The sequence below is a fragment of the Pseudomonas sp. DWP3-1-3b3 genome, from assembly GCF_049896305.1.
GTDB lineage: Bacteria > Pseudomonadota > Gammaproteobacteria > Pseudomonadales > Pseudomonadaceae > Aquipseudomonas > Aquipseudomonas azotoformans_A.
Window position 1 is genome coordinate 125043 of record NZ_JAFCUA010000012.1, and the last position, 20847, is coordinate 145889.

Annotated in this window: 21 protein-coding genes; 4 read left to right on the forward strand and 17 right to left on the reverse strand. The window is 61.9% G+C overall.

The features are described 5' to 3' along the window. Positions 1 to 55: 55 nt before the first annotated feature. Genes ACP7BX_RS27305 through ACP7BX_RS27325 form a run of 5 tightly spaced genes read right to left on the reverse strand, consistent with a single transcriptional unit; the run spans position 56 to position 5073 of the window. Positions 56 to 1498, reverse strand: a complete 1443-nt coding sequence (locus ACP7BX_RS27305; RefSeq protein WP_426130701.1) for an efflux transporter outer membrane subunit — start codon at positions 1496 to 1498, stop codon at positions 56 to 58. Continuing rightward, a complete protein-coding gene (locus ACP7BX_RS27310; RefSeq protein ID WP_038842430.1) occupies positions 1495 to 2385 on the reverse strand; it encodes an efflux RND transporter periplasmic adaptor subunit in 891 nt (296 codons plus the stop codon). Before ACP7BX_RS27310 ends, ACP7BX_RS27305 begins: the two co-directional genes overlap by 4 nt. Then, positions 2382 to 2591 (reverse strand): DUF1656 domain-containing protein, encoded by a 210-nt coding sequence (locus tag ACP7BX_RS27315; RefSeq protein WP_010214247.1) that lies wholly within the window; start codon positions 2589 to 2591, stop codon positions 2382 to 2384. Before ACP7BX_RS27315 ends, ACP7BX_RS27310 begins: the two co-directional genes overlap by 4 nt. After that, positions 2588 to 4666 (reverse strand): FUSC family protein, encoded by a 2079-nt coding sequence (locus ACP7BX_RS27320; RefSeq protein ID WP_426130698.1) that lies wholly within the window; start codon positions 4664 to 4666, stop codon positions 2588 to 2590. The genes ACP7BX_RS27315 and ACP7BX_RS27320 overlap by 4 nt, the downstream gene beginning before the upstream one ends. Beyond that, the gene (locus ACP7BX_RS27325; protein WP_314524219.1) at positions 4663 to 5073 is read right to left on the reverse strand and encodes a MarR family winged helix-turn-helix transcriptional regulator; all 411 of its coding nucleotides are present in this window, start codon (positions 5071 to 5073) and stop codon (positions 4663 to 4665) included. The genes ACP7BX_RS27320 and ACP7BX_RS27325 overlap by 4 nt, the downstream gene beginning before the upstream one ends. A 294-nt stretch (positions 5074 to 5367) precedes the next feature. On the opposite strand from ACP7BX_RS27325, the gene ACP7BX_RS27330 reads away from it, so the two are divergent. Together ACP7BX_RS27330 and ACP7BX_RS27335 are read left to right on the forward strand one after the other, a co-directional pair. Continuing rightward, entirely contained in the window at positions 5368 to 5646 is a 279-nt protein-coding gene (locus ACP7BX_RS27330) for a hypothetical protein (protein ID WP_033900182.1), read from the forward strand. Then, positions 5643 to 5936 (forward strand): type II toxin-antitoxin system RelE/ParE family toxin, encoded by a 294-nt coding sequence (locus tag ACP7BX_RS27335; protein WP_426130696.1) that lies wholly within the window; start codon positions 5643 to 5645, stop codon positions 5934 to 5936. The genes ACP7BX_RS27330 and ACP7BX_RS27335 overlap by 4 nt, the downstream gene beginning before the upstream one ends. A 4-nt stretch (positions 5937 to 5940) precedes the next feature. Here ACP7BX_RS27335 and ACP7BX_RS27340 read toward each other — a convergent pair whose 3' ends face one another. The 3 genes from ACP7BX_RS27340 to ACP7BX_RS27350 form a co-directional block, all read right to left on the reverse strand. Then, the gene (locus tag ACP7BX_RS27340) at positions 5941 to 7437 is read right to left on the reverse strand and encodes a Fic family protein (protein ID WP_426130694.1); all 1497 of its coding nucleotides are present in this window, start codon (positions 7435 to 7437) and stop codon (positions 5941 to 5943) included. Between the two features lie 97 nt (positions 7438 to 7534). Further along, positions 7535 to 7780 carry a DUF2789 domain-containing protein gene (locus ACP7BX_RS27345; RefSeq protein WP_033900115.1) on the reverse strand — a complete coding sequence of 82 codons (246 nt, stop codon included), beginning with the start codon at positions 7778 to 7780 and terminating at the stop codon, positions 7535 to 7537. 33 nt (positions 7781 to 7813) lie between these two features. Further along, the gene (locus ACP7BX_RS27350) at positions 7814 to 9418 is read right to left on the reverse strand and encodes a glycosyltransferase family 39 protein (RefSeq protein WP_426130692.1); all 1605 of its coding nucleotides are present in this window, start codon (positions 9416 to 9418) and stop codon (positions 7814 to 7816) included. Positions 9419 to 9586: 168 nt separating this feature from the next. Here ACP7BX_RS27350 and ACP7BX_RS27355 point away from each other — a divergent pair, with 168 nt between their 5' ends. Both ACP7BX_RS27355 and ACP7BX_RS27360 read left to right on the forward strand, forming a co-directional pair. Next, complete coding sequence (locus tag ACP7BX_RS27355) at positions 9587 to 11755, forward strand: outer membrane assembly lipoprotein YfiO (protein WP_426130690.1); 2169 nt, start codon at positions 9587 to 9589, stop codon at positions 11753 to 11755. Continuing rightward, a complete protein-coding gene (locus ACP7BX_RS27360; protein WP_426130688.1) occupies positions 11752 to 12456 on the forward strand; it encodes a DUF3142 domain-containing protein in 705 nt (234 codons plus the stop codon). The genes ACP7BX_RS27355 and ACP7BX_RS27360 overlap by 4 nt, the downstream gene beginning before the upstream one ends. Positions 12457 to 12468: 12 nt before the next feature. On the opposite strand, the gene ACP7BX_RS27365 is transcribed toward ACP7BX_RS27360, so the two are convergent. From ACP7BX_RS27365 to ACP7BX_RS27405, 9 genes are all read right to left on the reverse strand, one after another. After that, entirely contained in the window at positions 12469 to 13032 is a 564-nt protein-coding gene (locus ACP7BX_RS27365) for a hypothetical protein (protein ID WP_426130686.1), read from the reverse strand. A gap of 69 nt (positions 13033 to 13101) precedes the next feature. Then, entirely contained in the window at positions 13102 to 13239 is a 138-nt protein-coding gene (locus ACP7BX_RS27370; RefSeq protein WP_426161329.1) for a hypothetical protein, read from the reverse strand. Positions 13240 to 13253: 14 nt separating this feature from the next. Continuing rightward, positions 13254 to 14696 (reverse strand): efflux transporter outer membrane subunit, encoded by a 1443-nt coding sequence (locus ACP7BX_RS27375; protein ID WP_426130684.1) that lies wholly within the window; start codon positions 14694 to 14696, stop codon positions 13254 to 13256. Next, entirely contained in the window at positions 14693 to 15751 is a 1059-nt protein-coding gene (locus ACP7BX_RS27380) for an HlyD family secretion protein (RefSeq protein ID WP_033900096.1), read from the reverse strand. Before ACP7BX_RS27380 ends, ACP7BX_RS27375 begins: the two co-directional genes overlap by 4 nt. Before the next feature lie 15 nt (positions 15752 to 15766). Continuing rightward, positions 15767 to 17302, reverse strand: coding sequence for an MFS transporter (locus tag ACP7BX_RS27385; RefSeq protein ID WP_426130682.1), 1536 nt, complete (start codon positions 17300 to 17302; stop codon positions 15767 to 15769). Between the two features lie 102 nt (positions 17303 to 17404). Next, on the reverse strand, positions 17405 to 18325 hold the full coding sequence (locus tag ACP7BX_RS27390) for a LysR family transcriptional regulator (RefSeq protein WP_033900092.1): 921 nt from the start codon (positions 18323 to 18325) through the stop codon (positions 17405 to 17407). A gap of 52 nt (positions 18326 to 18377) precedes the next feature. Continuing rightward, positions 18378 to 19004: an energy transducer TonB gene (locus tag ACP7BX_RS27395; RefSeq protein WP_314524200.1), complete on the reverse strand. Its 627-nt coding sequence runs from the start codon at positions 19002 to 19004 to the stop codon at positions 18378 to 18380. Positions 19005 to 19135: 131 nt separating this feature from the next. Then, positions 19136 to 19984, reverse strand: coding sequence for an ABC transporter permease (locus ACP7BX_RS27400; protein WP_038842392.1), 849 nt, complete (start codon positions 19982 to 19984; stop codon positions 19136 to 19138). An 11-nt stretch (positions 19985 to 19995) separates the two neighbouring features. After that, positions 19996 to 20847, reverse strand: a complete 852-nt coding sequence (locus tag ACP7BX_RS27405; protein ID WP_426130679.1) for an ABC transporter ATP-binding protein — start codon at positions 20845 to 20847, stop codon at positions 19996 to 19998.

Consider the following 20847-nt stretch of genomic DNA (forward strand, 5'->3'; position numbering starts at 1 on the left):
AGCAGTGTCAGGCGAATCGTCACGGCGATCCGCCTGTCAAAGCATAGCTATTTGCTCAGGGTTTGCTGGCCGGCGCAGGTTGCGTTCGTCCGCTTTCCCAGCCGCCGCCCAGGGCCAGGAACAGGTCGATCTGGCTCATGGCAACCTGGGTGTTGGCGGCGGCCAGTTGCGCGCGCATGCTGGTGTGGGTGCCGGTGGCTTGAAGATCGGCCAGGAACGACGCGCGGCCGGCCTGGTAGAAGCGGTGCGTCTGGTCGGCAGCTTCTTCCGACGAGGCTTCGGCTTCGGCCAGCGCATCGCGCCGTTGCAGCAACGCGGTGTATTGCGCCAGCCCGGTCTGCGTTTCGCGAATGGCGTTGAGCACCACACCATCGAAGTGCGCCAGGGCGCCCTGGGTCGCGGCTTCGGCTTCATGGATACGGGCACGGGCGCCGTTGGTCGGCACCGTCCAACTGATCAGCGGGCCAAAGCCCCAGCGGTTGGTAGCGGGTTCGCCAAGGTTGTCGAGGATACCGACCGTACCCACCGTGGCGCCGATGCTGATGTCCGGGTACAACGCGCCGGTGGCCACGCCGATCCGCGCCGTAGCGGCGGCCAGTTGGCGCTCGGCCTGGCGCACATCGGGACGGCGCTTGAGCATGGCGGCGCCATCCCCCACCGGCAACAGTTGGGCGATGTGCGGTAACTCGGCGCAGCTGCTGGTGCCGGCGGGCAATTGATCCACCGGCTTGGCCAGCAACATCGACAAGCGAAACAGCCCGGCCTGGCGCGCGGCGTCATAACGCGGCATATCGGCGCGCAACGACTTGAATTGGGTTTGCGAACGGGTGACCTGGGTTTCGTCGCCACGGCCGGCGTCGCGCAGGCGCTGGGTCAGGCGTGTGCCTTCGGCTTGCAGGTCGAGCGAATGCTGGGCGATGGCCTTTTCTTCATTGGCGGCGCACACCTGGGTGTAGGAACGCACCACGTCGGCCACCAGGGTGATACGCGCGATATCCGCCGCAGCTTGCGCGGCGTCAGCACTGGCCTGGGCGCTTTCGATGCCGCGTTGCAGGGTGCCGAACAGGTCGAACTGATACGAGGTGCTGATACCCACGCTGCCGATATTGGCGACCGGCACTTTATCCGCGAGCAAGAACGCTTCGCCCGACTCCTGCAAACGCTGGGCCTCAGCCTTGGCGCCGGCGCTCCAACCGCCTGCGGATTCAGCTTCCTGGGTCTGGAAGCGCGCGCGTTGCAGATTGGCGGCGGCGACGCGCAGATCCGTGTTGGAGGCCATCGCCTGGCGCACCAGCTCATCCAGGCGCGGGTCCTTGTACAACCGCCACCAATCCGCCGGCACCGGTGCCGACACCACGTTGTTGCCTTCACCGGCGATCGTCCCTTGCAGGTCGCCACGATTGACCGCGGCTTTATCCGGCAGCGAGTAATCCGGACCCACCGCCTGGCAGGCCGACAGCAACACACCCAGCGCGGCGGTGGCCAACAGCTGCTTCATGGCTGGTCTCCGTCTTTGACCTTATCGCCGATGATCGAGACGGTGGCCGTACGCCCGGCGATCATGCGGAAGTCCGCCGGCACATCATCAAAGGCAATGCGCACCGGAATCCGCTGGGCCAGGCGCACCCAACTGAACGCCGGGTTGACGTTGGGCAACAGGTTGGAGCCGCTGCTGCGGTCGCGGTCTTCGATACCGGCAACGATGCTCTGCACATGGCCACGCAGGCGAGCGTTGTCACCTATCACGCGAATGTCCACCGCCATGCCGACGTGGATGCCGTCGAGCTTGGTCTCTTCGAAATAACCATCGATATGGAAGGAATTGCTGTCCACCACCGACAACACCGGGCGCCCGGCGGTGACGAACTCCTGGGTACGCGGCGCCCGGTCGTTGACGTAGCCGTCCACAGGGCTGCGGATCACCGAGCGGTCGAGGTTGAGCTGGGCGGAATCCACCGTCACCTGGGCTTCGGCCAGGGCCGATTGGGCACGGGCTACACGGGACTGGCTTTCTTCCAGTTGCTCGCTGGGCACCAGGTTGCCGAGACCGCGGTTACGTTTGTACTCGCGCTGGGCCTGGGCCAGGGTTTCCTGGCGGTCGGCCACGGCGGCCTGGGCTTGGCGCAACGCCAGCTTGAAGCGGTCCTGGTCGACGGCAAAGAGCACTTGGCCCTTGGTCACCAACTGGTTGTCGCGCACGTCCACGCGCTGGATCAGCCCGGACACGTCCGGCGCGATCTGCACGATGTCGGCACGGATGTGGCCGTCACGGGTCCAGGGGGCAAACATGTAGTACATGACCATGCGCCACACCACGACGACCGCAAACGTCACGATCAACAGCGTGAGGACTACACGGCCGATGGTCAAAAAAGGTTTTTTCATGTCATCAGGTATCGACTGAGTGAGTCCACCGCGCCCAGCAACAGCGCGTAGAGCCCCACATTGAACAATGCCCGGTGCCAGACCAGGCGATAGAAGTGGAGACGGGTCAACAACCCGTGCACCACCAGGAACAACACGTACGTAATGCCCATCAGCACCAGCAGCGTGGGCAGGAACACCCCGCTGATATCCAGATCACCGATCATAAAGGCGCTCCATCAGGCAGCGGCGCTTCCATCTCGGTGCCGCCAATAAATTCCACGCCCGGCAGCAGCGACAGGCGCAAGCCCGCCAGCGCATGCAGCAGATGCAGGCGGGTGTCGTCTTCGTCTTGCAGGCCCTGGCCGTTGAGGGCGCGGCGCGTGCGGTCCAGGGTCATCAGCAGACCGCTCGGCGCGGGCAAGCGTTCACCGGCCTTGAGGCACGCCTTGAAGTAACCGCCCACACCTTCGACGACCTGGTTGAGCAGCACCCGTGGCACGCCGAGAATGCGCGGCGAATAGGCGAGCAGATCAAGCAGGTTCAGCGCCACGCGCAAATCGCGCAGGGCGGTGCCGGTGTCCTGGTTGATCAGGGCCAGGCGCGGCAGGTGCTGCATCAGGCGGTCAAGCATCTGCGCGGCCATGTGCCGGTGTTCGGCCAGGGTCGCAGGCTCGGTGAGGCTGACGATGTCGCGCCAGCTGAAACGCGTCAGGCGCTTGGCCGCCAGCTCAGCGCCAAAGGGCCGTGCGATCAGTGTCCACACAAAGGCGAACAGCAAACCCACCGGCCCCGCCAGGTTGACGTTGGCGAAGTTGAGGAAGTCGGCGTCATAGGCGCCCTGGATGCTGATGAACGACGAGGTGTTCACCAACGTCAGCAACATGCCCAGGTAAAAACGCGGCTGCACGGTGAGCGTGCCGATGCAGATAAACGGTACGGCGAACGCCAGCACCAGCATCGGAAAATCATGCAGGTTGGGCAGCACCAAAAACAGGTAGAGACTGGCGAACAGCACCGACATGGCGGTCCAGAAAAAGAACCGGTAGATCTGCGGCGCCGGGTCGTCCATCGAGGCAAAGAAGCTGCAGGCGACGGCGGCCAGGATCACGGCGCTGCCGCCGTCGGTCCAACCGAGCAGGATCCACAGCACCGAGGCAACGATGATCGCGGTGACCGTCGAAAACGCCGAGTAGAACATCAGCCCACGGTCGAGGAACGGCGTGAGCCGGCCCAGGCGCCAATGGCGGTACACAGCGCGCCAGGTGTCCTGGCTTTCGCACTGGATGGCGGCTTGCAGGCTGCGGCAGTCTTGCCACAGGTCGATCCACTCTGCGAGGCGGTAGAGCGCGTTGGAGAACAGCAGCGTGTGCCGGTCATCCAGCGCTTCGCCCTGGGGTTGAGCGGCGTCGACCTTGTCGCGTAGCACGCGCCAGCGTTCCAGGGGTGCTTGCTCGGTAGTGCTTTCCAGCCAGGCGTTGGCTTCTTCCAACAAAGGCTTGAGCTGATCAAGAAACTCCGATGCGCGATGCTCGATGGCGTACACGGCATCATCCAGCGCATCGATGACCGGCAACAGGTGAATCATGCGCCCGCGCAGTTCCTTGGTGTTGCGCACCGTCTGCGGCCGGGCGCCTTCGTGGGGCAACTGGCCGATCATCAATTCGAGGGTGTTGAAGGTAGTGACCATGCCGCCGCGCAGGGTGCTGATTTCTTCAGGCTCAACGTTGCGCGTCAGAAAGCGTTGGCTGTAGACCTGAGCGTCGGCAAACCACTTGGCCACCGAGCCATCGAACACCGGCATCAGGCGGCGCGGCCAGAACATCGCGCCGACCACCGCTGCCACGGCGATACCCAGGAAGATTTCTTCGGTGCGCGCCTCGGCCACATCCCACACCGCCAGCGGGTTATCCACCACCGGCAAGGCGATCAGCGGCAAGGTGTAGCCGGCCAGCATCAGCGCGTAGTTGTTGGCGGTGCGCAGGTGCATGGACAGAAACAACAACGTGCCGGTCCACAAGGCAATCACCACCACCAGCAGGTAGGGCGATTGCACGAACATCGGCACAAAAATCACCGCCGCCGCCGCGCCCATGAACGTGCCGATGGCGCGGTACAACGCCTTGGAACTGGTTGGGCCGACAAACGGGCTGGAAACGATATACACCGTGGCCATCGCCCAGTACGGACGCGGCATTTGCATGAGCATGGCGATGTACAACGCGATCATCGAGGCTGCAAAGGTGCGCACCCCGTAGAACCAATCACGGGCGGGCGGGAAACCGGTAAAAAATCCGTTCAAAGCGACGCCGCCTCGAAGGCGCGCAGCACTCGCAGCGCGGCTTCCATATCGCCGTGGGGAATGTCGGCCAACACTTCCTTACGCAGGCGCACAAGCTGCACTTCCACCGCTTGCACCAGCTCGCGGCCACGCTCGGTCAGGCTCAAGGCCTTGGCGCGACGGTCATGCACGTCTTCGGTGCGGCACACATAACCGTCGGTGCACAGGCGGTCGAGCAGGCGCACCAGCGACGGGCTTTCCATCCCCGACGCCTGGGCGACCTTGACCTGATGCACGCCATCGCCCAAGCGGCCGATCATCAACAACGGCACGGCGCAGGCTTCGGAGATGCCATAGCTCACCAGCGTGGTCTGGCAGATTTTGCGCCAGTTACGGGCACCCACCACCATGCTGCTGCTGAGGTTCATCTGGAGTTGTTCGAGGGATTGAGGCACTGGATAGTTCGCATACAGTTAGTTTGCTAACTATCAATATGGTGGATGGATCCAAATGCGTCAAGTTTTGAAACAATTTAGCGGATGGGTGGTGGGGGGTTGGGGTAAGTAAAGCGGGTTTGGGCGCGGGTGCCGGATTTTGATGAGAAGCGACGAGGGTGCAATCGGCCGAATTGCTCTAAACCGTTAGTCGCCTCCTGCCTGACCTCACTTCTATTGGTAATTACGATGTATATACTTTGTACATACCATTTCGAGACCTCAACTGTGACCAAATTAGCCGTCTTCACTATGAAACTGGAATCAGAGTTGCGCGACCAATTCATGGCAGAGTGCGAAGCCTCGCATCGCCCGGCGTCGCAAATCGTGCGCGAAATGATGCGTCAGTTTGTGCAGTCTCAACAGGAGACACGGGAATATGACGAATTCTTACAACGCAAAGTAGATGCCTCGCGCGCGTCCATTCGGGCAGGCCGAGAGATTTCCAACGAAGACCTGGAGGCCGAATTTGCAGCGAGGCGCGCTCAAGTAGATAACCTGGAGTGAGGGTTACCTGGACGCCCGAGACCGGGCAGGATCGTCGAGAAATCTGGGATTTTCTATTCGATAAAAACCCGCAGGCCGCTGCCGACATGGACCGGCGTTTTAGCATCGCAGCAGCTGGCTTGGCCCAAAACCCGGAAATTGGCCCCTCAGGTCGAATCTCTGGAACGCGCGAGGTCACTCCCCATCCGAGTTACCGGCTCGTTTATCAACTTGAGCCAGACGTGGTGAGGATTGTGGCTCTGGTGCATACCGCTCGCCAGTGGCCTCCAGAAAGTGGCGTACCCCATTGATTCCTCAAGCGAACGGAGGCTGAGCACTTTCATCCTCGTTTACCCGCCCCGCCTCCTCCTCAATAAACTCAAACACCTCCTCCGCCACGCTGTACTGAAACTGCTTGCGCCGATGTTTCGAAACCTTGCCCTCGTTGTCCAGGCACATCATCACCAGCTTCGACAAATCACTGCCGCGCACGTCATAACGCTGGTTCACGGCTTTGATCACGCGGTCGTAGCGGTCGAGGAATTCGGTTTCTTCACGCAGTTCCACTTCCAATGCCCGTCGAGCCATTTGCAGAGTGAATTCGACACAGCGGGTGGCGTCCCAGTAGCGGTAAATCGACGGGTGGCCGATGAACTCAAAAGCCATTTCATCGCCATCCAGCCACGTGACGTTCCAGAATTCCCGCGTGGGTTGGGAGAACGCCTTGAGCGCTTCCAGATAGGCCGCCTCTTCGTGTTTCATCGCAACGGAAACAGGCAACAACAGCCCGTTCTCCAGTGCGCCGTAGTGGCAGAGTGTCTGGTGGATCAGGAAGCGGGACAGCCGCCCGTTACCGTCCATGAATGGATGCAGGAACACAAAGCCGAAAGCCGTGACGGCAGCCGCCACCAATGGGTCAACCTCTCTGACAGGCTGATTGGCGAATGCCATCAACTCTTCCATCAGTTCCTGACAGAGTGCCGCAGCAGGCGGCACATAGCTGACACCCGCTGCGCCACGTAAGCCGTTGTGCAGGTGGTTTTGTTCATGGCGGAATGCGACGGCTTTGTCGAACGGATTGGAAACGGTGCTGTTTTGCAGCTCGACCAAGTAGTCCTCGGTCAGCAGGCGCCCTTCGTGAGCCTGGCGCAAAAGTTGGACGAATCGACGGGACTTTTCTTCGCTGGGTTGTTCTTTTTCGATGGCGAACGAATCGCGGGTTTCGTGGAGATAGGCCCACTGGATCGCGCGGTCCATCATTTCGGGTGGGAGCGTGGCCATGAAGGATTTGGCGCGACCCAAGATGTCGAGACTCAGTAGAGCGTCAATTTCAGGTGTACGCTCGACCGTCGCACAATACGACAGGGAACCCAGGCCATTGAAGTCGATACGCCATCGGGAGTTTCGCGTCGAAGGTCCTGTCACGTAGCGCTGCGGGTCAAACAACGGAGCAACACGACTGTTGATCGCCTTGCTGTAATCCAGGCGTTGGAGGGTCAGCCCCTCCCAGAGGTAGCAGACTTTTCGGATGAACACGCCGTTGGGGGCTTTTTCAAGCTCTCGCATCAATTGGTCTGCTGTAACGACTTCAAGCGCCTGAGCCAGGATGCCAAGATTGATGCCTTCGTGCTTTAGGGCAAAAAGAATATGGTCGAGTACTGAGTCCGCGGAAGGCGCAACGGCGTGAGGAACCGCCAGGCAACCGCCGATCATCGAGATGCGGGTGACTGGCTTTATCATCGCGATACGGCCAGGCGCAATAGCTTTCAATCCGAGGGATTGGTGCAGATGGGCATAACCAACCAGAGACATCGCGCAACCTCAGAAAAAGTTCACTCACGCGATTAAAGCCTAGTTTTTTTCAACCCTCATCAGATTTTTTCAAGTTTTGCCATTTTTACTAAGTTTTTTACACGCCCCGCCCACCCCGCAACATCAAATTCAACTCATCCACCACTTCCGCCCAATCCGCATCCTCCAGAATCTCCTCGCGTAAAAACGCCTTCTGGCTGTCCGTCCAGAAAAACGCATCCGCCAGTTTCAGCTCCGGCTTGAGCGGTGAGTGAACCGCCACAAACTTCTCGATACTCACCGGGTCATCCGGCAAACCCAGCTGTTTGAACAATGACGGCAAGCTATGCACGGGCGATTCCATGGCGGGCTCCTGATAGAAAAGTATCAACCCAGTCTAGCGGCAGCCCTCGGGTTGTGCCGACGGTACGTTGCACAGCACGAACAACCGCGCCCGCGCGCCGCCGCCATCCTGGCGACTGAGTTCGCGCCAGCCTTCGGGCAGCGGGGCGAAGTCGTCGGGGGCTTCGTTGCTGCTGATCAGCCATACACGGCGGGTCTCTGCGGGCAGTGCCGACAGGTGGTCGAGGTAGATGCGCCCGCCGTCTTGGTCCACCAACGTGCCAAAGCCGTAGGCATTCGGCCGCGTGGGCGTGCCGTCGGGTTTGGGCGGAGTGTAGAGCTGCAACTGGGCGTCGGTCTGGTCGTAATACACGTAGCTGAGGTACCACATCATGTCGCTGAGGACGATGCGGTCGTCCTCCTGATAGTTGCGGTTGACGAATTCCACCGGCACGTTGAATTGGTCGTGTTCATCTACCGTGAAGTTATTCTTCAACCCCACCAGTTCCACGCCGACAAACAGCACGAACAGCGCCGCCCCCAGCAGTGAAAACCGCGATGGCAGACGATCGATGGCCATCGCCAGCAAGATCGGCAAACCCAGGGCATACACCGTCAGGTAACGTTCGATAAACACCGGGGAAATAAATGACACCCCGTAGACCAACAGCAGTGGCAACAGGAAAAACAGCGCCAACAGGCTGGCCGGCCGATAACGCTCACGGTCACACCAAGCGGTGGCAACGACGACAGCCACCAGCAGCAACGGGAACAGCCAGAACAGCGGCGACCAGAAACCGACACCTTCATCTTGAAGCACAAACTGCCAGATCATCGACGGCAGGGAGAACAGGCTGACCGGCTCTTCCCAGCCAATATCACCGCCCACCTTGAGCTGTTCGACATGCTGCACCAGGTCCAGCAGGTTCGGCAGCCACGGCAGGTACAGCAACACAATCGCGGCGTTGGCCACCCACCAGGCCGGGCGTGTGATAAGCCGCTGGTCACGCGGCATCGTGCCAGCCAGCACACTCAGATAGGCCCAGTGCACCAACACGCACAGTGCAGTGAAATAATGGGTGTAGAAACCGGCCGTCATCAAGACGACATACGCCGCCAGATACCGCGTGCGCTCGGGTTGGCGAACCCAGTACACCAGCGCCAGCGTGGCGCCCAGCAACCACACGCCCAGCAGCGAATACATGCGCACTTCCTGGCTGTAGCGCACCGCCGTCGGCAACAGCGCCAGCAGGATCCCCGCCAGCACCGCCGCACGGCGGGTGGACAGTTGCCGCGTGAGCCAGATGCCCAGACCCACGGCCACCACGCCGGGAATGGCACTCATGCCGCGAATCGACCAGATGCTGTCGCCGAACAGTTCGATCCAGCCGCGCAGCAGGAAGAAATACAGCGGCGGGTGCACATCATGCGCCGCGTGGAACCACAAGTCGCCCAAGGCGTATTCGCTGAGCAACAAGCTTGAACCCTCGTCGCCCCAAATCGCCGCCGACGTCAGGTTGTAAAAACGCAGGGCCATGGCCAGCGCCAGGATCGGCACCCACCAGAGACGACTGATCCAGCCGACACCTTCCCAACTGAGGCGACTGAGCGCGGGTAACGTCCCGACCTTTTCGTTTTGCTCTACCACAGACCGACGCACCTCGATTCCCCTGATTGCCCAAGCGCAAACACCGCCACTCTAGGACAAAAGATCCAGGCTGGCTGCTGGAATCAGACAAATCAGCAATTTGTGCAGGGCTTCTCCGAAGCAACCGTAGGAACACGCTATTATTGCCCCCCTCCAAGGACTCAGGATCAAGGACACGTCATGCGCATCGGTTTTCTGTCACCTCTGGCACTGGCACTGCTTGCCGGCATCACCCAACAGGCCCAGGCCAGCTCTGACGACTCGTGTTACCCCGATTGGCGTGTCTCGCGTGACAGCCTCGATTCCTGCAGCAACCTGCCCTTCCTGAGCCCCGGCAACGACAGTCGCGTCAACCTGCGCCTGCTGCTGGCGGACAAAAAGGCCGAACCGCTCACGCCCAACGCCCTGAGCGAAGACGATCTGTCCCAAGGCTTCGGCCTGGTGCCCTTCCCGGTCTATCGCCTGGCGCCTATTCCCGCGACAAACGATGAGCCCGACAACAAGCCGGACGACTCGCGCACCGCCGAACTCGACACGCTGCTCAAGCCCCTGGGCATCCAGCGCGACGAGTACAAGACCGCAGGCGAAGCGTTCCTGACTGGCGAAGGCAGCCGTTGCCGCAGCAACGATGATGACAGCGCCACGGCCTTCATCAGCCAGGTGATCAAGGCCGACATGCCGGCAGCCGAGCGTGAGTTGCTGGTAAAGGCGCGCTTGCAACTGCTCACGGCCTGTTCGTGGGAAGGCCAGGTGGTGGACGCCCAGCAGATCCAGTCCCACGACGGCCAACTGTTCCGTACCTACCTGCAAGCCGCCGCCGACTTCTACAGCGGCCGCTTCGGTGACGCTGAGCGCGGTTTTGCCGCCGCCAGCACCAGCCAGGTGCCTTGGCTGAAGGAAACCGCGCTGTACATGACCGCACGTACCTCCTTGAACCAGGCCCAGGCTGAAGCCTTTGACGAGTACGGCATGCCGCAGCTTGAGCATGTGGATAAGTCCGCCCTGAGTGATGCCGAAGAAGGCTTCCTCGGTTACCTGAAAACTTATCCACAGGGCGACTACCTGGCCTCCGCCCGTGGCCTGTTGCGTCGCGTCTACTGGTTGGCCGGTGACAACACCAAACTCGCCGAGGCCTTCGGCTGGGCGATGACCGAAGCGACTGACGCGCAGCGCAATGTGTCGCTGGATGATCTGGTGGAGGAAGCCGACCTCAAGCTGTTGATGGTCAATAGCGAGACCGTCACCACGCCGATGATCCAGTTTGTCAGTGACCTGATGGTGATGCGCGGTGGCAACCAGCCCGCCCTCTCTCGCGCCGACCTGGAAAAGCAGAAAGCGGCGTTCGCCGGCGCGCCGCAGCTGTATGACTACTTGCTCGCGGTGTCTGCGCTGTATACCGAGCATCAGCCGGACGCCGCGCTGAAACAATTGCCCCAGAGCGTTCCGTCGAGCCTGAATTACTTCGCCTTCAGCCAGCAGACCCTGCGCGCCCTGGCCCTGGAAGCCAAGCAAGACTGGAAAGGCGCCGAAGCGCTCTGGCTGCAACTGCTGCCACTGGCAAAACTGCCGTTGCAACGCGACCAGCTTGAGCTGGCGTTGGCCCTGAACTACGAGCGTAGCGGCCAGTTGGCCAAGGTGTTTGCCGCCGATTCACCGATCAGCGCCAAACCGGTGCGCTACATCCTGCTGCGCAACGTCGCCGGTCCTGAATTGCTGCGCCAGCAGATCGCCGGGGCCAGCGACCCGCTGGAGCGCCAGACCGCGCAATTCGTGTTGCTCTACAAAGACCTGCTGCGCGGCCAGTACGCCACCTTCGCCGACGACCTCAAGCAACTGCCAGCCGCTGCCCCGGACGACAAACTGGGCACCAGCCTGGGTTATGTCTACAGCGCCAGCCAGACCTTGAAGCTGTTCCAGTGGAACGGTGACAAAGCCGAGTCCGGCTACGCCTGCCCGAGTATTACGCAAATCGCCGCGACCTTGCAGGCCGATGCCAAGAACCCACAGGGCCTGAACTGCCTGGGGGAATTCATCCTGCGTAACGGCCTGGACGGCATGCCGCTGGAGCAGGCACGCGCCGCCGGCAGCCTGGGCAGCAGCGCATCGGACTTCAAGGGTGAAACCTTCTCGCGCCTGGACGGCTACAAACAGGTGATCGGCAACGCCAAGGCCCCCAAGAACGACAAGGCCTACGCCCTGTTCCGCGCCATCAACTGCTACGGACCTTCGGGCTACAACAGTTGCGGCGGCGTCGACGTGCAGCCGGCCGTGCGCAAAGCCTGGTTCCGCCAGCTGAAAACCAGCTACGCCGACACCCAGTGGGGCAAATCGCTGCAGTACTACTGGTGAGGCAGCTGTGGCTCGGCTTGCTGTTGCTGGCAAGTCCGGCCTTCGGCGCCGTCGACGCCCGCGACTATGACGCTTTCTGGCTGTGGAGCGGCGTCACGCCACAGCCGGTGCTCAAGCAGGCGAAAAGCCTGTACATCCTCCAGGGCCAGATCAACTCCACGCGCCGCGCGCCAGGGCGCGGTGTGCAGATGATCGCCCAAGGCATCAGCGTGCCACGCCTGACCCAGGGCGACATCTGGATCGTCTACCGCGCCCACACCCTGCACTGGCCCGAGCCGGTCTACCGCCAACTGTTCGGCCAAGTGCAACGCTGGCGCGACGCAGGCAACCCGGTGGTCGGCATTCAGATCGACTTCGACGCCCGTACCCAGTACCTGCACGAATACGCCGACTTCCTGCGCGACCTGCGCCAGCGCCTGCCCGCTGACCTGCGCCTGAGCATCACGGGCCTGATGGACTGGAGCAGCAACGCTGACCCGGCTGCCATCGCCCAGCTAAAGGGCGTGGTGGATGAAGTGGTGGTGCAGACGTACCAGGGGCGCCACAGCATCCCGGATTACGCGGCGTATTTGCCACGGATGAACCGGTTGGGGTTGCCGTTCAAGATCGGCTTGATTCAAGGCGGGACGTGGGAGGAACCGAAGTATTTGCAAACGAGCGAGTGGTTTCAAGGGTATGTGGTGTTTTTACAAAACCCTTGAAATGCCGTTCCCTTATCCGGCGCCCCAGACGGTAACAAGCAAGCCCCATCCCAGTAGCCCGACACCTACTCCCAGCCATTCGGCGCGTGTCAGGCGTGCGTTTCCCTCTCCCTCGGGATCCTGCTCCAAGTGATTGATCGCGCACTGCAGTTGCAACGCCAACGCCACCTGCAACACGGCGATGCAGGCAACGACAGCCAATGCGGCAAACGGTGACAACAGCCACAGCACGGTGAACGGCAAGCACCCTCCCAGAAAGATCGCCGCCGCCAGGCAGCGAGGCCACCAGTAAAAGGCCGACTCGCCCTGCTCCAGTTCTCGCATCACGCTGAGGATCAGCGAACAGAAGTAGCACGCCGGAAACATCACCCGAACCCACGGCCACAGCGTCTTGCCGCTGGCTTGCTGATACAGCGTCCATTGCTGGTAGAGCCAGTAGGCAAAGTAGCCGCCCAGGGTCAGCAGCACCAAGACGAGGAGTTTGCGCGGGGCGACCACGAGGAATACGGGTTCGCGAACCGGCATCCAGCTCAGGCGGGAACGTGGTGGGGCATAGGGATCTTCAGCGACAGACATAGGCCGTATCTCGCGAGGGTAGCCAGCCGAAAGCTAACGCTCGCGAGACGTTTAAAGTTCACACCCGACTCAATCAGGACGTGTCCTACAACCGACTGCATACCAGTCGTAGGTCAGGCTCGACACCACCGTACGCCCTTCGCCGTAGTAGCAATCCAGGTCACTGGCGCACTGCGACACATAGGTCTTGTTGGTGAGGTTCTGCACGTTCACCACCCGTTTCACACCTTGATTTTCAGCGGGTACACCGATTCCCACCCTCCACCCAACGCCTTGTACAACCCAACCATCGCCAGCGAAACGCCCGTCGAGCTTTCCACCCACTGCTCCTGCGTGGCCAGCAGCGCGCTTTGCACGGTGAGTACGTTGACGAAATCCACCACGCCTTCAACGTACTGCTGCTGCGCGGTGCGCAGGGCAATCTGGTTCTGGCGCACGGCTTCGGCAAGGCTGTCGCGGCGCAGTTGGCTGGCGTTGTAGCGAGTCAGTTGGTCATCGATTTCATGCCAGGCGCGCAGCACGGTTTGTTGGTACGCCAGCGCTGCCTCTTGTTGCTGGGCTTCACGCAGGTTCAACATGCCTTGCAGGCGCCCGCCATTGAACAGCGGCAAGCTGAACTGCGGGCCGAAGGCAAAGGCGCGGGATCCCCAGGAACCGAAATCCGAGAGCTGCATGGCCTGGGAGCCGAGGCTGCCGGACAAGGTAATGCGTGGGTAGAAATCGCCCTTGGCCACACCGATGCTCGCAGTGGCGGCGTGCAAGCGCGCCTCGGCCTGGCGGATATCCGGACGGCGCTCAGCCAGCTCCGAAGGCAGGCCAATCGCGACTTGGCGCTGGGTTTGCGGCAGCGCGGCGTCTTTGGACAACTGCGCGTGCAGCGCTTGTGGCGGCTCGCCCATCAACAGGCTGAGGGCATTGATGAGCTGGTCCTGGCGCTGTTGAAGATCCGGCAAGCGCGCCTCGATGGCGGCGACTTGAGCGGCGGCTTCGGCGACGTCCAGGTCCGTCGCCACGCCGTCCGCCAAGCGCAACTGCGACAGCTTGAGGCTGTGGCGGGCAACGTCGAGGTTCTGCTCGGTGACGGCGCGGGTGTTTTGCACGCCGCGCAGTTGGATGTAGTCCTGGGCGGTCTCGGCCAGTACCGACAACAGCACCGCGCGACGATCGTTTTCGGCCACTTGCAAGGTGGCGTCGGCGGCTTCGGTTTCGCGTTTGACGCGGCCCCAGAAATCCAGCTCCCAAGAGGCCGAGAAGCCCATGTCCCACTGGTTGAATGCCGAACGGCCATTGTTGCCGGACGGGTCGCTCAAGCCTTTGCCGCTGTTGCGTTGGCGCAGGTAATCACCGTTGGCATTGACGTTCGGATAACGCTCGGCGGTGGTCACTTGGCGTACCGCGCGGCTTTGTTGCAGGCGACTGCTGGCGAGTTTCAGGTCGAGGTTATCGGTGAGCGCACGACGTGTGAGCGCCGAGAGTTGCGCGTCGTGGAACACGTCCCACCAGCGTTCCTGCAACGGCTCACTGACCGCACGGCTGGCGGCCTGGCGGCCTTGGGGCGCGCCCCATTGGGTCACTTGCGGGTTCTGAGGCGTGTGGAAGTCCGGACCGACCGTGCAGGCGCTCAGGCTGATGAGGCTCAAGGTGAGCCAGGCCACTCGTTTCATTGCTGGGCCACCTCGCGCTGCTGCGCGGCCGGCGAGGTGTCGACGCTGGCTTCCACCGACATGCCGACCCGCAGACGCTCAATGTGCGCCTGGTTGGGTTCGAGGACGATCTTCACCGGAATGCGCTGCACCACTTTGGTGAAGTTGCCGGTGGCGTTGTCGGGTTTGACCGAGGCAAACGTCACGCCCGTCGCAGGCGCGAGGCTCTCCAGATGACCGTTGAGCAATTCACCGTCGAGGCTGTCGACACGCACCTGCACGGCTTGGCCGGCATGCATATGGGAGAGCTGGGTTTCCTGGAAGTTGGCGACCACGTAGGCCTCTTCCAGCGGCACGACCGCGAGGATCTTGCTGCCCGGCGTCACATAGGCGCCCACCCGCACTGCACGCTCGCCGACCATGCCATCCACCGGCGCGACGATGCGCGTGTACGACAGTTGAAAACTGGCCAGTTCCAGCGCGGCTTGGGCGCGTTTGAGCCCTCCTTCGGCGGCATCACGCTGGGCGGTGAGGATTTCCACCTGCTTGCGTTCCGCCGCCAGCACGGCCGTGGCATTGGCCAGGCGCGCGGTGGCCTGGTCGATGCGGGTCTTGGCTTGCTGAGCGTTCTGTACAGTGCCGGCGCCGACTCCGGCGAGGTGGTTGTAGCGATTGAGTTCGTGTTCGGCGAAGGCCATTTCGGCGCGATCCGCCGCGACGGTGGCCTGGGCCTGGGCGATGACCGAACTTTGCCGCTCCAGGGTCGCCGTGGCGTTTTTCAGTTGGGCCTGGGCGACCAAGGTATCGGCGTCGGCCGCCTGGGCGGCAGCGCGGAAATCGCGGTCGTCGATCAGCGCCAGCAGTTGCCCGGCCTTGACGCGCTGGTTGTCTTCCACCAGCACCTCCTTGATAAAGCCAGCCACGCGCGGCGCGACCAGGGTGAAGTCAGCGGCGACGAAGGCGTCGTTGGTGGTCTGGCGCTTGCTGCCCAGCACGCCCGGCGCGACCAGGTACACCAACACGCCGACCGCAAATACGGCGATGACGGAGACGGCAATTTTGTCTTTGCGTTTCATGAACAGTCCTTTCTATCAAGTCGGTGCGCGGGGCGGAAAGATCCGCGTGGGCATCCAGAAAATCAGCAGGATCAACGCCACTGCGACCGCAGCCATGACGTAATACAGATCCGAAGAAGTCAGCACCACGGCCTGCTCGTGCAGGCGGTGCGCCAGGCCCGGCGCGTCGCCTTCAGCCAGGGGTGAGTTACCCAGGCGGTCCACCAACATCGTCGAGTGGAAGTGCAGGCGTTGGGTGGTGAGCGTGTCGAGCACGCCAGTAGCAATCACGGCGGCCAGGCCCTTGATGGTGTTGAACCAGGCGGACGCGAACGGCCCGTCCATGGGCTGGATGCTGCCGGTAGAAAGCATCAGCAGCGGCAACACGGCCATCGGCTGCCCGAAGATCTGCAGCAGGTACAGGCCGTAGAAATCGTCACGAATCCACTCTGAGGTCAGGTGCGCACTGCCCACACAGCACAGCACCAGCATGCCCAGGCCGATCCCCAGCACCCAGCGGCAATCAACCCAGCGCAGGTTGCACAGTGCCGCCACCAGCGGCAGCGCGATCAACTGTGGGATCGCCATCAGCAGCATCACCGGCGCGGTTTGCAGCGGGCGGTAACCCTGGACCTGGGCCAGGAAGCTCGACGGGATGATGATCACCGAGGTCAGCACCATCAGCACGCCCGCCAGCACGATCAGGGCGAATGACAGGTTGCGCAGGCCGAGCATCTGCAATTTGAAGAACGGTATCGGCTGCGACCATTCATTCACCATGAACAGCACCAGCAATAGGCTGCCGCCACACAGCAGGAAGGTGATCAGGCCCGACTCGAACCAGTCCAGCCGATTGCCTTGCAGGATGCCGATGACCAGCATGCAGATCGCCGGGAAGCCCAGCAGCAAGCCACGCCAGTTGAACTGCTGGAATCGCTCCAGGCGCAGCGGATCCTGCGGCAGGCCGTAGGCCACGGCAACCATGGCCAGCAGGCACGGCGCGACGATCTGCCAGAACGCCCACTGCCAGCCGACGTACTCGGTCCACAGCGCCGCCAACGGCGTGCCGAGGCTCGGGCCGAAGGTGGCCGTGAGCGCGTAGCCGGCCAAGCCGTACAGCTTGACGTTGGCCGGCAGGAAACGCAGGGCCACGGTCATCAGCATCGGCGGCAACGCGCCACCGGCCAGGCCTTGCACGGTGCGCAGCACCAGGAGGCTTTCGTAGTTGGGCGCGAACGGACACAAGATGCCGAGCACAGTGAACAGGCCGATGGCGCACAACGTGAAGCGACGCAGCGAAAAGGTCACCGAACACCAGGGCGCAAACGCCATGGCCGCCACGGAAGTCGCGGTGTAAGCCGCGACCAGCCAGGTGCCTTCGTCAAAACCGATGTACAGCGCACCACGGATATCCGCGAGGGCCACCTTGGTGACCATCTCGTTGAGGCCAGAGACCAGCACCGCCAGCAACACGCCGACCAGCCCGACGATGATGCGCGGGCCGAATACGGGTGGGGTCATGGCAGTGGGTGTGGCTGCGGCCGCAAGGGTGGGGGCAGCGAGGGAGGTCATGAACAGGTAACTCGGAATGTTAAATACCTGAGCAGTTTAATCAGGCACACACATGACAAAAAGTTACTTGTTGGAAGGATATAAGTGCGTCAGGCGCAATGATCAGACTGGCTGCGCTTCAAGCCAGGTGGCGTGGCAACTCTCGCGCATGGTCTCGCGCAGCCATTTGTGGGCAGGGTCTTTGTCGAATCGCGGGTGCCAGGATTGGGCCAAGACCAGCGTCGGCAGCGAGATCGGCAACGCGAACGAGCGCAGGGGCAGTTTCAGGCGATTGGCGCTCAACAGCGCTTCCTTGGGCACCGGCAGCAGCAGGTCGGAATCGGGCAGCATGAACATCGCACCGTGAAAGCCAGGGGCGATCATCGCCACGCGGCGCTCCAGGCCCTGGGCATTCAGCGCGGTGTCGATCGGCCCACGGGCAATGCCGCGCCGCGAGATGCTGATATGGGAATAGCTGGCGAAGCGTGCAGCGGTAATTTCTTCATCGAACAACGGGTGGTCTTCCCGCGCCAGACCGACAAAGGTGGTGGAGAACAGGTTCTGCACCTTCACTTCTGGGGTGACCGGCATTGTGTTGCTCACGCGCAAATCCAGGCGGCCTTCACGCAGGGCTTCGTCGTCGGTGTCGCCCTCGGGCACGAAGCACAGCTCGCACAGCGGTGCCATGCGCTCCATGGTGTCGAACAGGCGACCGCCATACACGCCGATGAAAAAGTCATTGGCGCGTACGCTGAAGCGACGGCGCAATGTACTCAAATCCACTTGGTCCGCCGAACGGAACAGCAGCGCCGCCTGCTCCACCACGTTGCGTACCTGGCCTTGCAACTGCAGGGCCTTGGGCGTCGGCACCAGGCCGCGACCGGCGCGCACCAGGATCGGGTCACCCACCGCTTCCCGGATCCGCGTAAGGGTGCGGCTCATGGCCGCCGGGCTGAGGTTCATGCGGCGCGCGGCGCCGACCACGCTGCCTTCGTCGAGCAAGGCGTCGAGGGCGACCAGCAGGTTCATGTCCGGTAGTTGCATGCCAAGCACTCGTGATCAACAGGGCGTGAATCGAGCGCAATCGTAGCAGGCTTTACAGGTAGCGCCTGAGGTTACTGGGCAGGTATTTCGCGTAGGTGGATTTGGGGTGAGCCTGGCACTTGCGCACGATGTCCGGCAAGGCGTTTTCCAGCTCGTCGGCTCGGATCAGGCCTTCGTTGTAGTCGCTTTTACCGCTTAACGCCGGAAACATCACTGCTACGCGGGTGATGGCAAAACTCTTCATTTGTACGAGCGGGCGGGAGGGATGATCGCGGCGGAACGCACTGAATTCTTCGTTCAGTGCGCTGCAGGATTGATAGGTCGTTTCCATGAACGAAAGCTGAGAGCTTTTTGTTCTGAGCGCTTCAGGCGTAAAGATCATTTCATTCAGCGCGTTGATCACTGCTGGCTGGTCGGCATTCACTGTCCAGGGTTTGAAGCGCCATTGCTTGGCCGCCTCCACGCCGGCTGTGCCGAACTCAGGCTGGGTGGCGCTAAGCGCTTTTACATCGCTGACCGAACCGTCACTGTGGATGTTCAAGTTGATGCGTGCGTGCCCCGGGAGGCTGATCAAGTACGAGGGGTAGGTGGGCTTGGGCATGGACACCGCTTCGGGGACGAACTCCGCCAACACCGAGGTCGATAACAACAAAGCCGCAGCCAAGACAAAAAAACGCATAGTCGTAAATCCCTTTACCAAACCGGTTCGACGCCATCGCGGCGCCGAATTCTGGCGGGATTATCGAAGCCGGACAGGGCTAAGAGCAACCATTCCTATTTAAAAACGGCGGCTCTTCCAACTTCATGCAGTCAGCGCTGCATCCCCCAGCGCTTCACCGTCAGCCGCTCAAAGGTGTCAAACACCAGGTTTTCCACGAGCAAGCCGATCAGGATCACCACCGCCAGCCCGGCAAACACCTTATCCGTGTACAGCTCGTTGCGGTTCTGGAAGATGTACCACCCCAGGCCGCCCTTGCCGCTGGTGGCACCGAACACCAACTCGGCGGCGATCAGCGTGCGCCAGGCAAATGCCCAGCCGATCTTGAGCCCCGCCAGGATCGACGGCAGCGCCGCCGGAATCAGGATGAACAGCACAAACCGCATGCCCTTGAGGCCATAGTTGCGACCGGCCATGCGCAGGGTTTCGGACACGCCGAGGAACCCGGAATAGGTGTTGAGCGCCAGCGCCCACAACACCGAGTGCACCAGCACAAAGATCAGGCTGTTCTGCCCCAGGCCGAACCACAGCAGCGCCAGCGGCAACAACGCGATGGCCGGCAGCGGGTTGAACATCGAGGTCAGGGTGCTCAACAGATCGCGGCCCAGTTGGGTCGACACCGCCAAGGTGGTCAGGGCGAACGCCAGCACGATGCCAATCAGGTAACCCTTGATCAGCACCACCAGCGAAATGCTTACCTTGCTCAGCAGTTCGCCGCTGAGCAGGCCGTCATAAAGTGCGGCCGATGTCTGCAAGAAGCTCGGCAACAGCAGGTCATTGTTCTGATAACGCGCAACCGCTTCCCACAGGACCGCAAGCACAATCAGGATCAGGCCCTTGCGCAGCCAGCCTTGTTGCCACAGACGTTGGCGCAGGGGCAGCTCGCGTTCCACGGGGACGCTGAGCAGTGGTTCGAGCGTGATTTCATATTCCTGGCGCATGGATATTCCCCTTAATACGCGATGCGGATATCAGCGAAACCCAACTCACGTTCGGCCTCTGGCGCTTCATCGAACAACAGGCGATGAATGCGTCGCGCCGACGCCTGGAACTCCACTCCACCGAGGCTGTGCAGGTCGTATTGATGGCTGTGGATTTCCGCGCGTACGCGCCCAGGATGGGGCGACAGCAACAGGATACGGTTGCCCACTACCAGCGCCTCTTCGATGGAGTGAGTCACGAACAACAGGGTGAAACGCACTTCGTCCCAAAGCAGCAGCAGTTCTTCCTGCATCTTGCGCCGGGTCAGGGCGTCGAGGGCGGCGAAGGGCTCATCCATCAACAGGATTTTAGGCTGCATGGCCAAGGCACGGGCGATGGCGACACGGGCCTTCATTCCGCCGGAAAGCGTGTGGGGATAGGCATCGGCAAACGCCGTGAGGCCAACTTTGTCGAGGTAGTGCAGCGCGCGCTCTTCAGCTTCGGCGCGCTTCAAGGTTTTCGAGGCCAGCAGCGGAAACATCACGTTCTGTTTGACGGTTTTCCACGGCGGCAACTGGTCGAACTCCTGAAACACCACGATGCGGTCCGGGCCCGGTTGCTCGACCTTTTGCCCCAGCAGACGGATCTCACCTTCGCAGGGCTTGATAAACCCGGCGATGGACTTGAGCAAGGTGGATTTGCCGCAGCCCGACGGACCGAGCAGGACATAGCGGTCGGCGGGATCGATCTCGAAACTCACCTGATGGGTGGCCCGCACCACGCGCTCGGGGGTGCGGTATTCCAGGCTGACGTTATCCACCGCCAGTAACGGCAAGGCGGTGTTCAGGTTGCTGGCCGTGTGGCCTTGCAAGGGCGCGTTCAT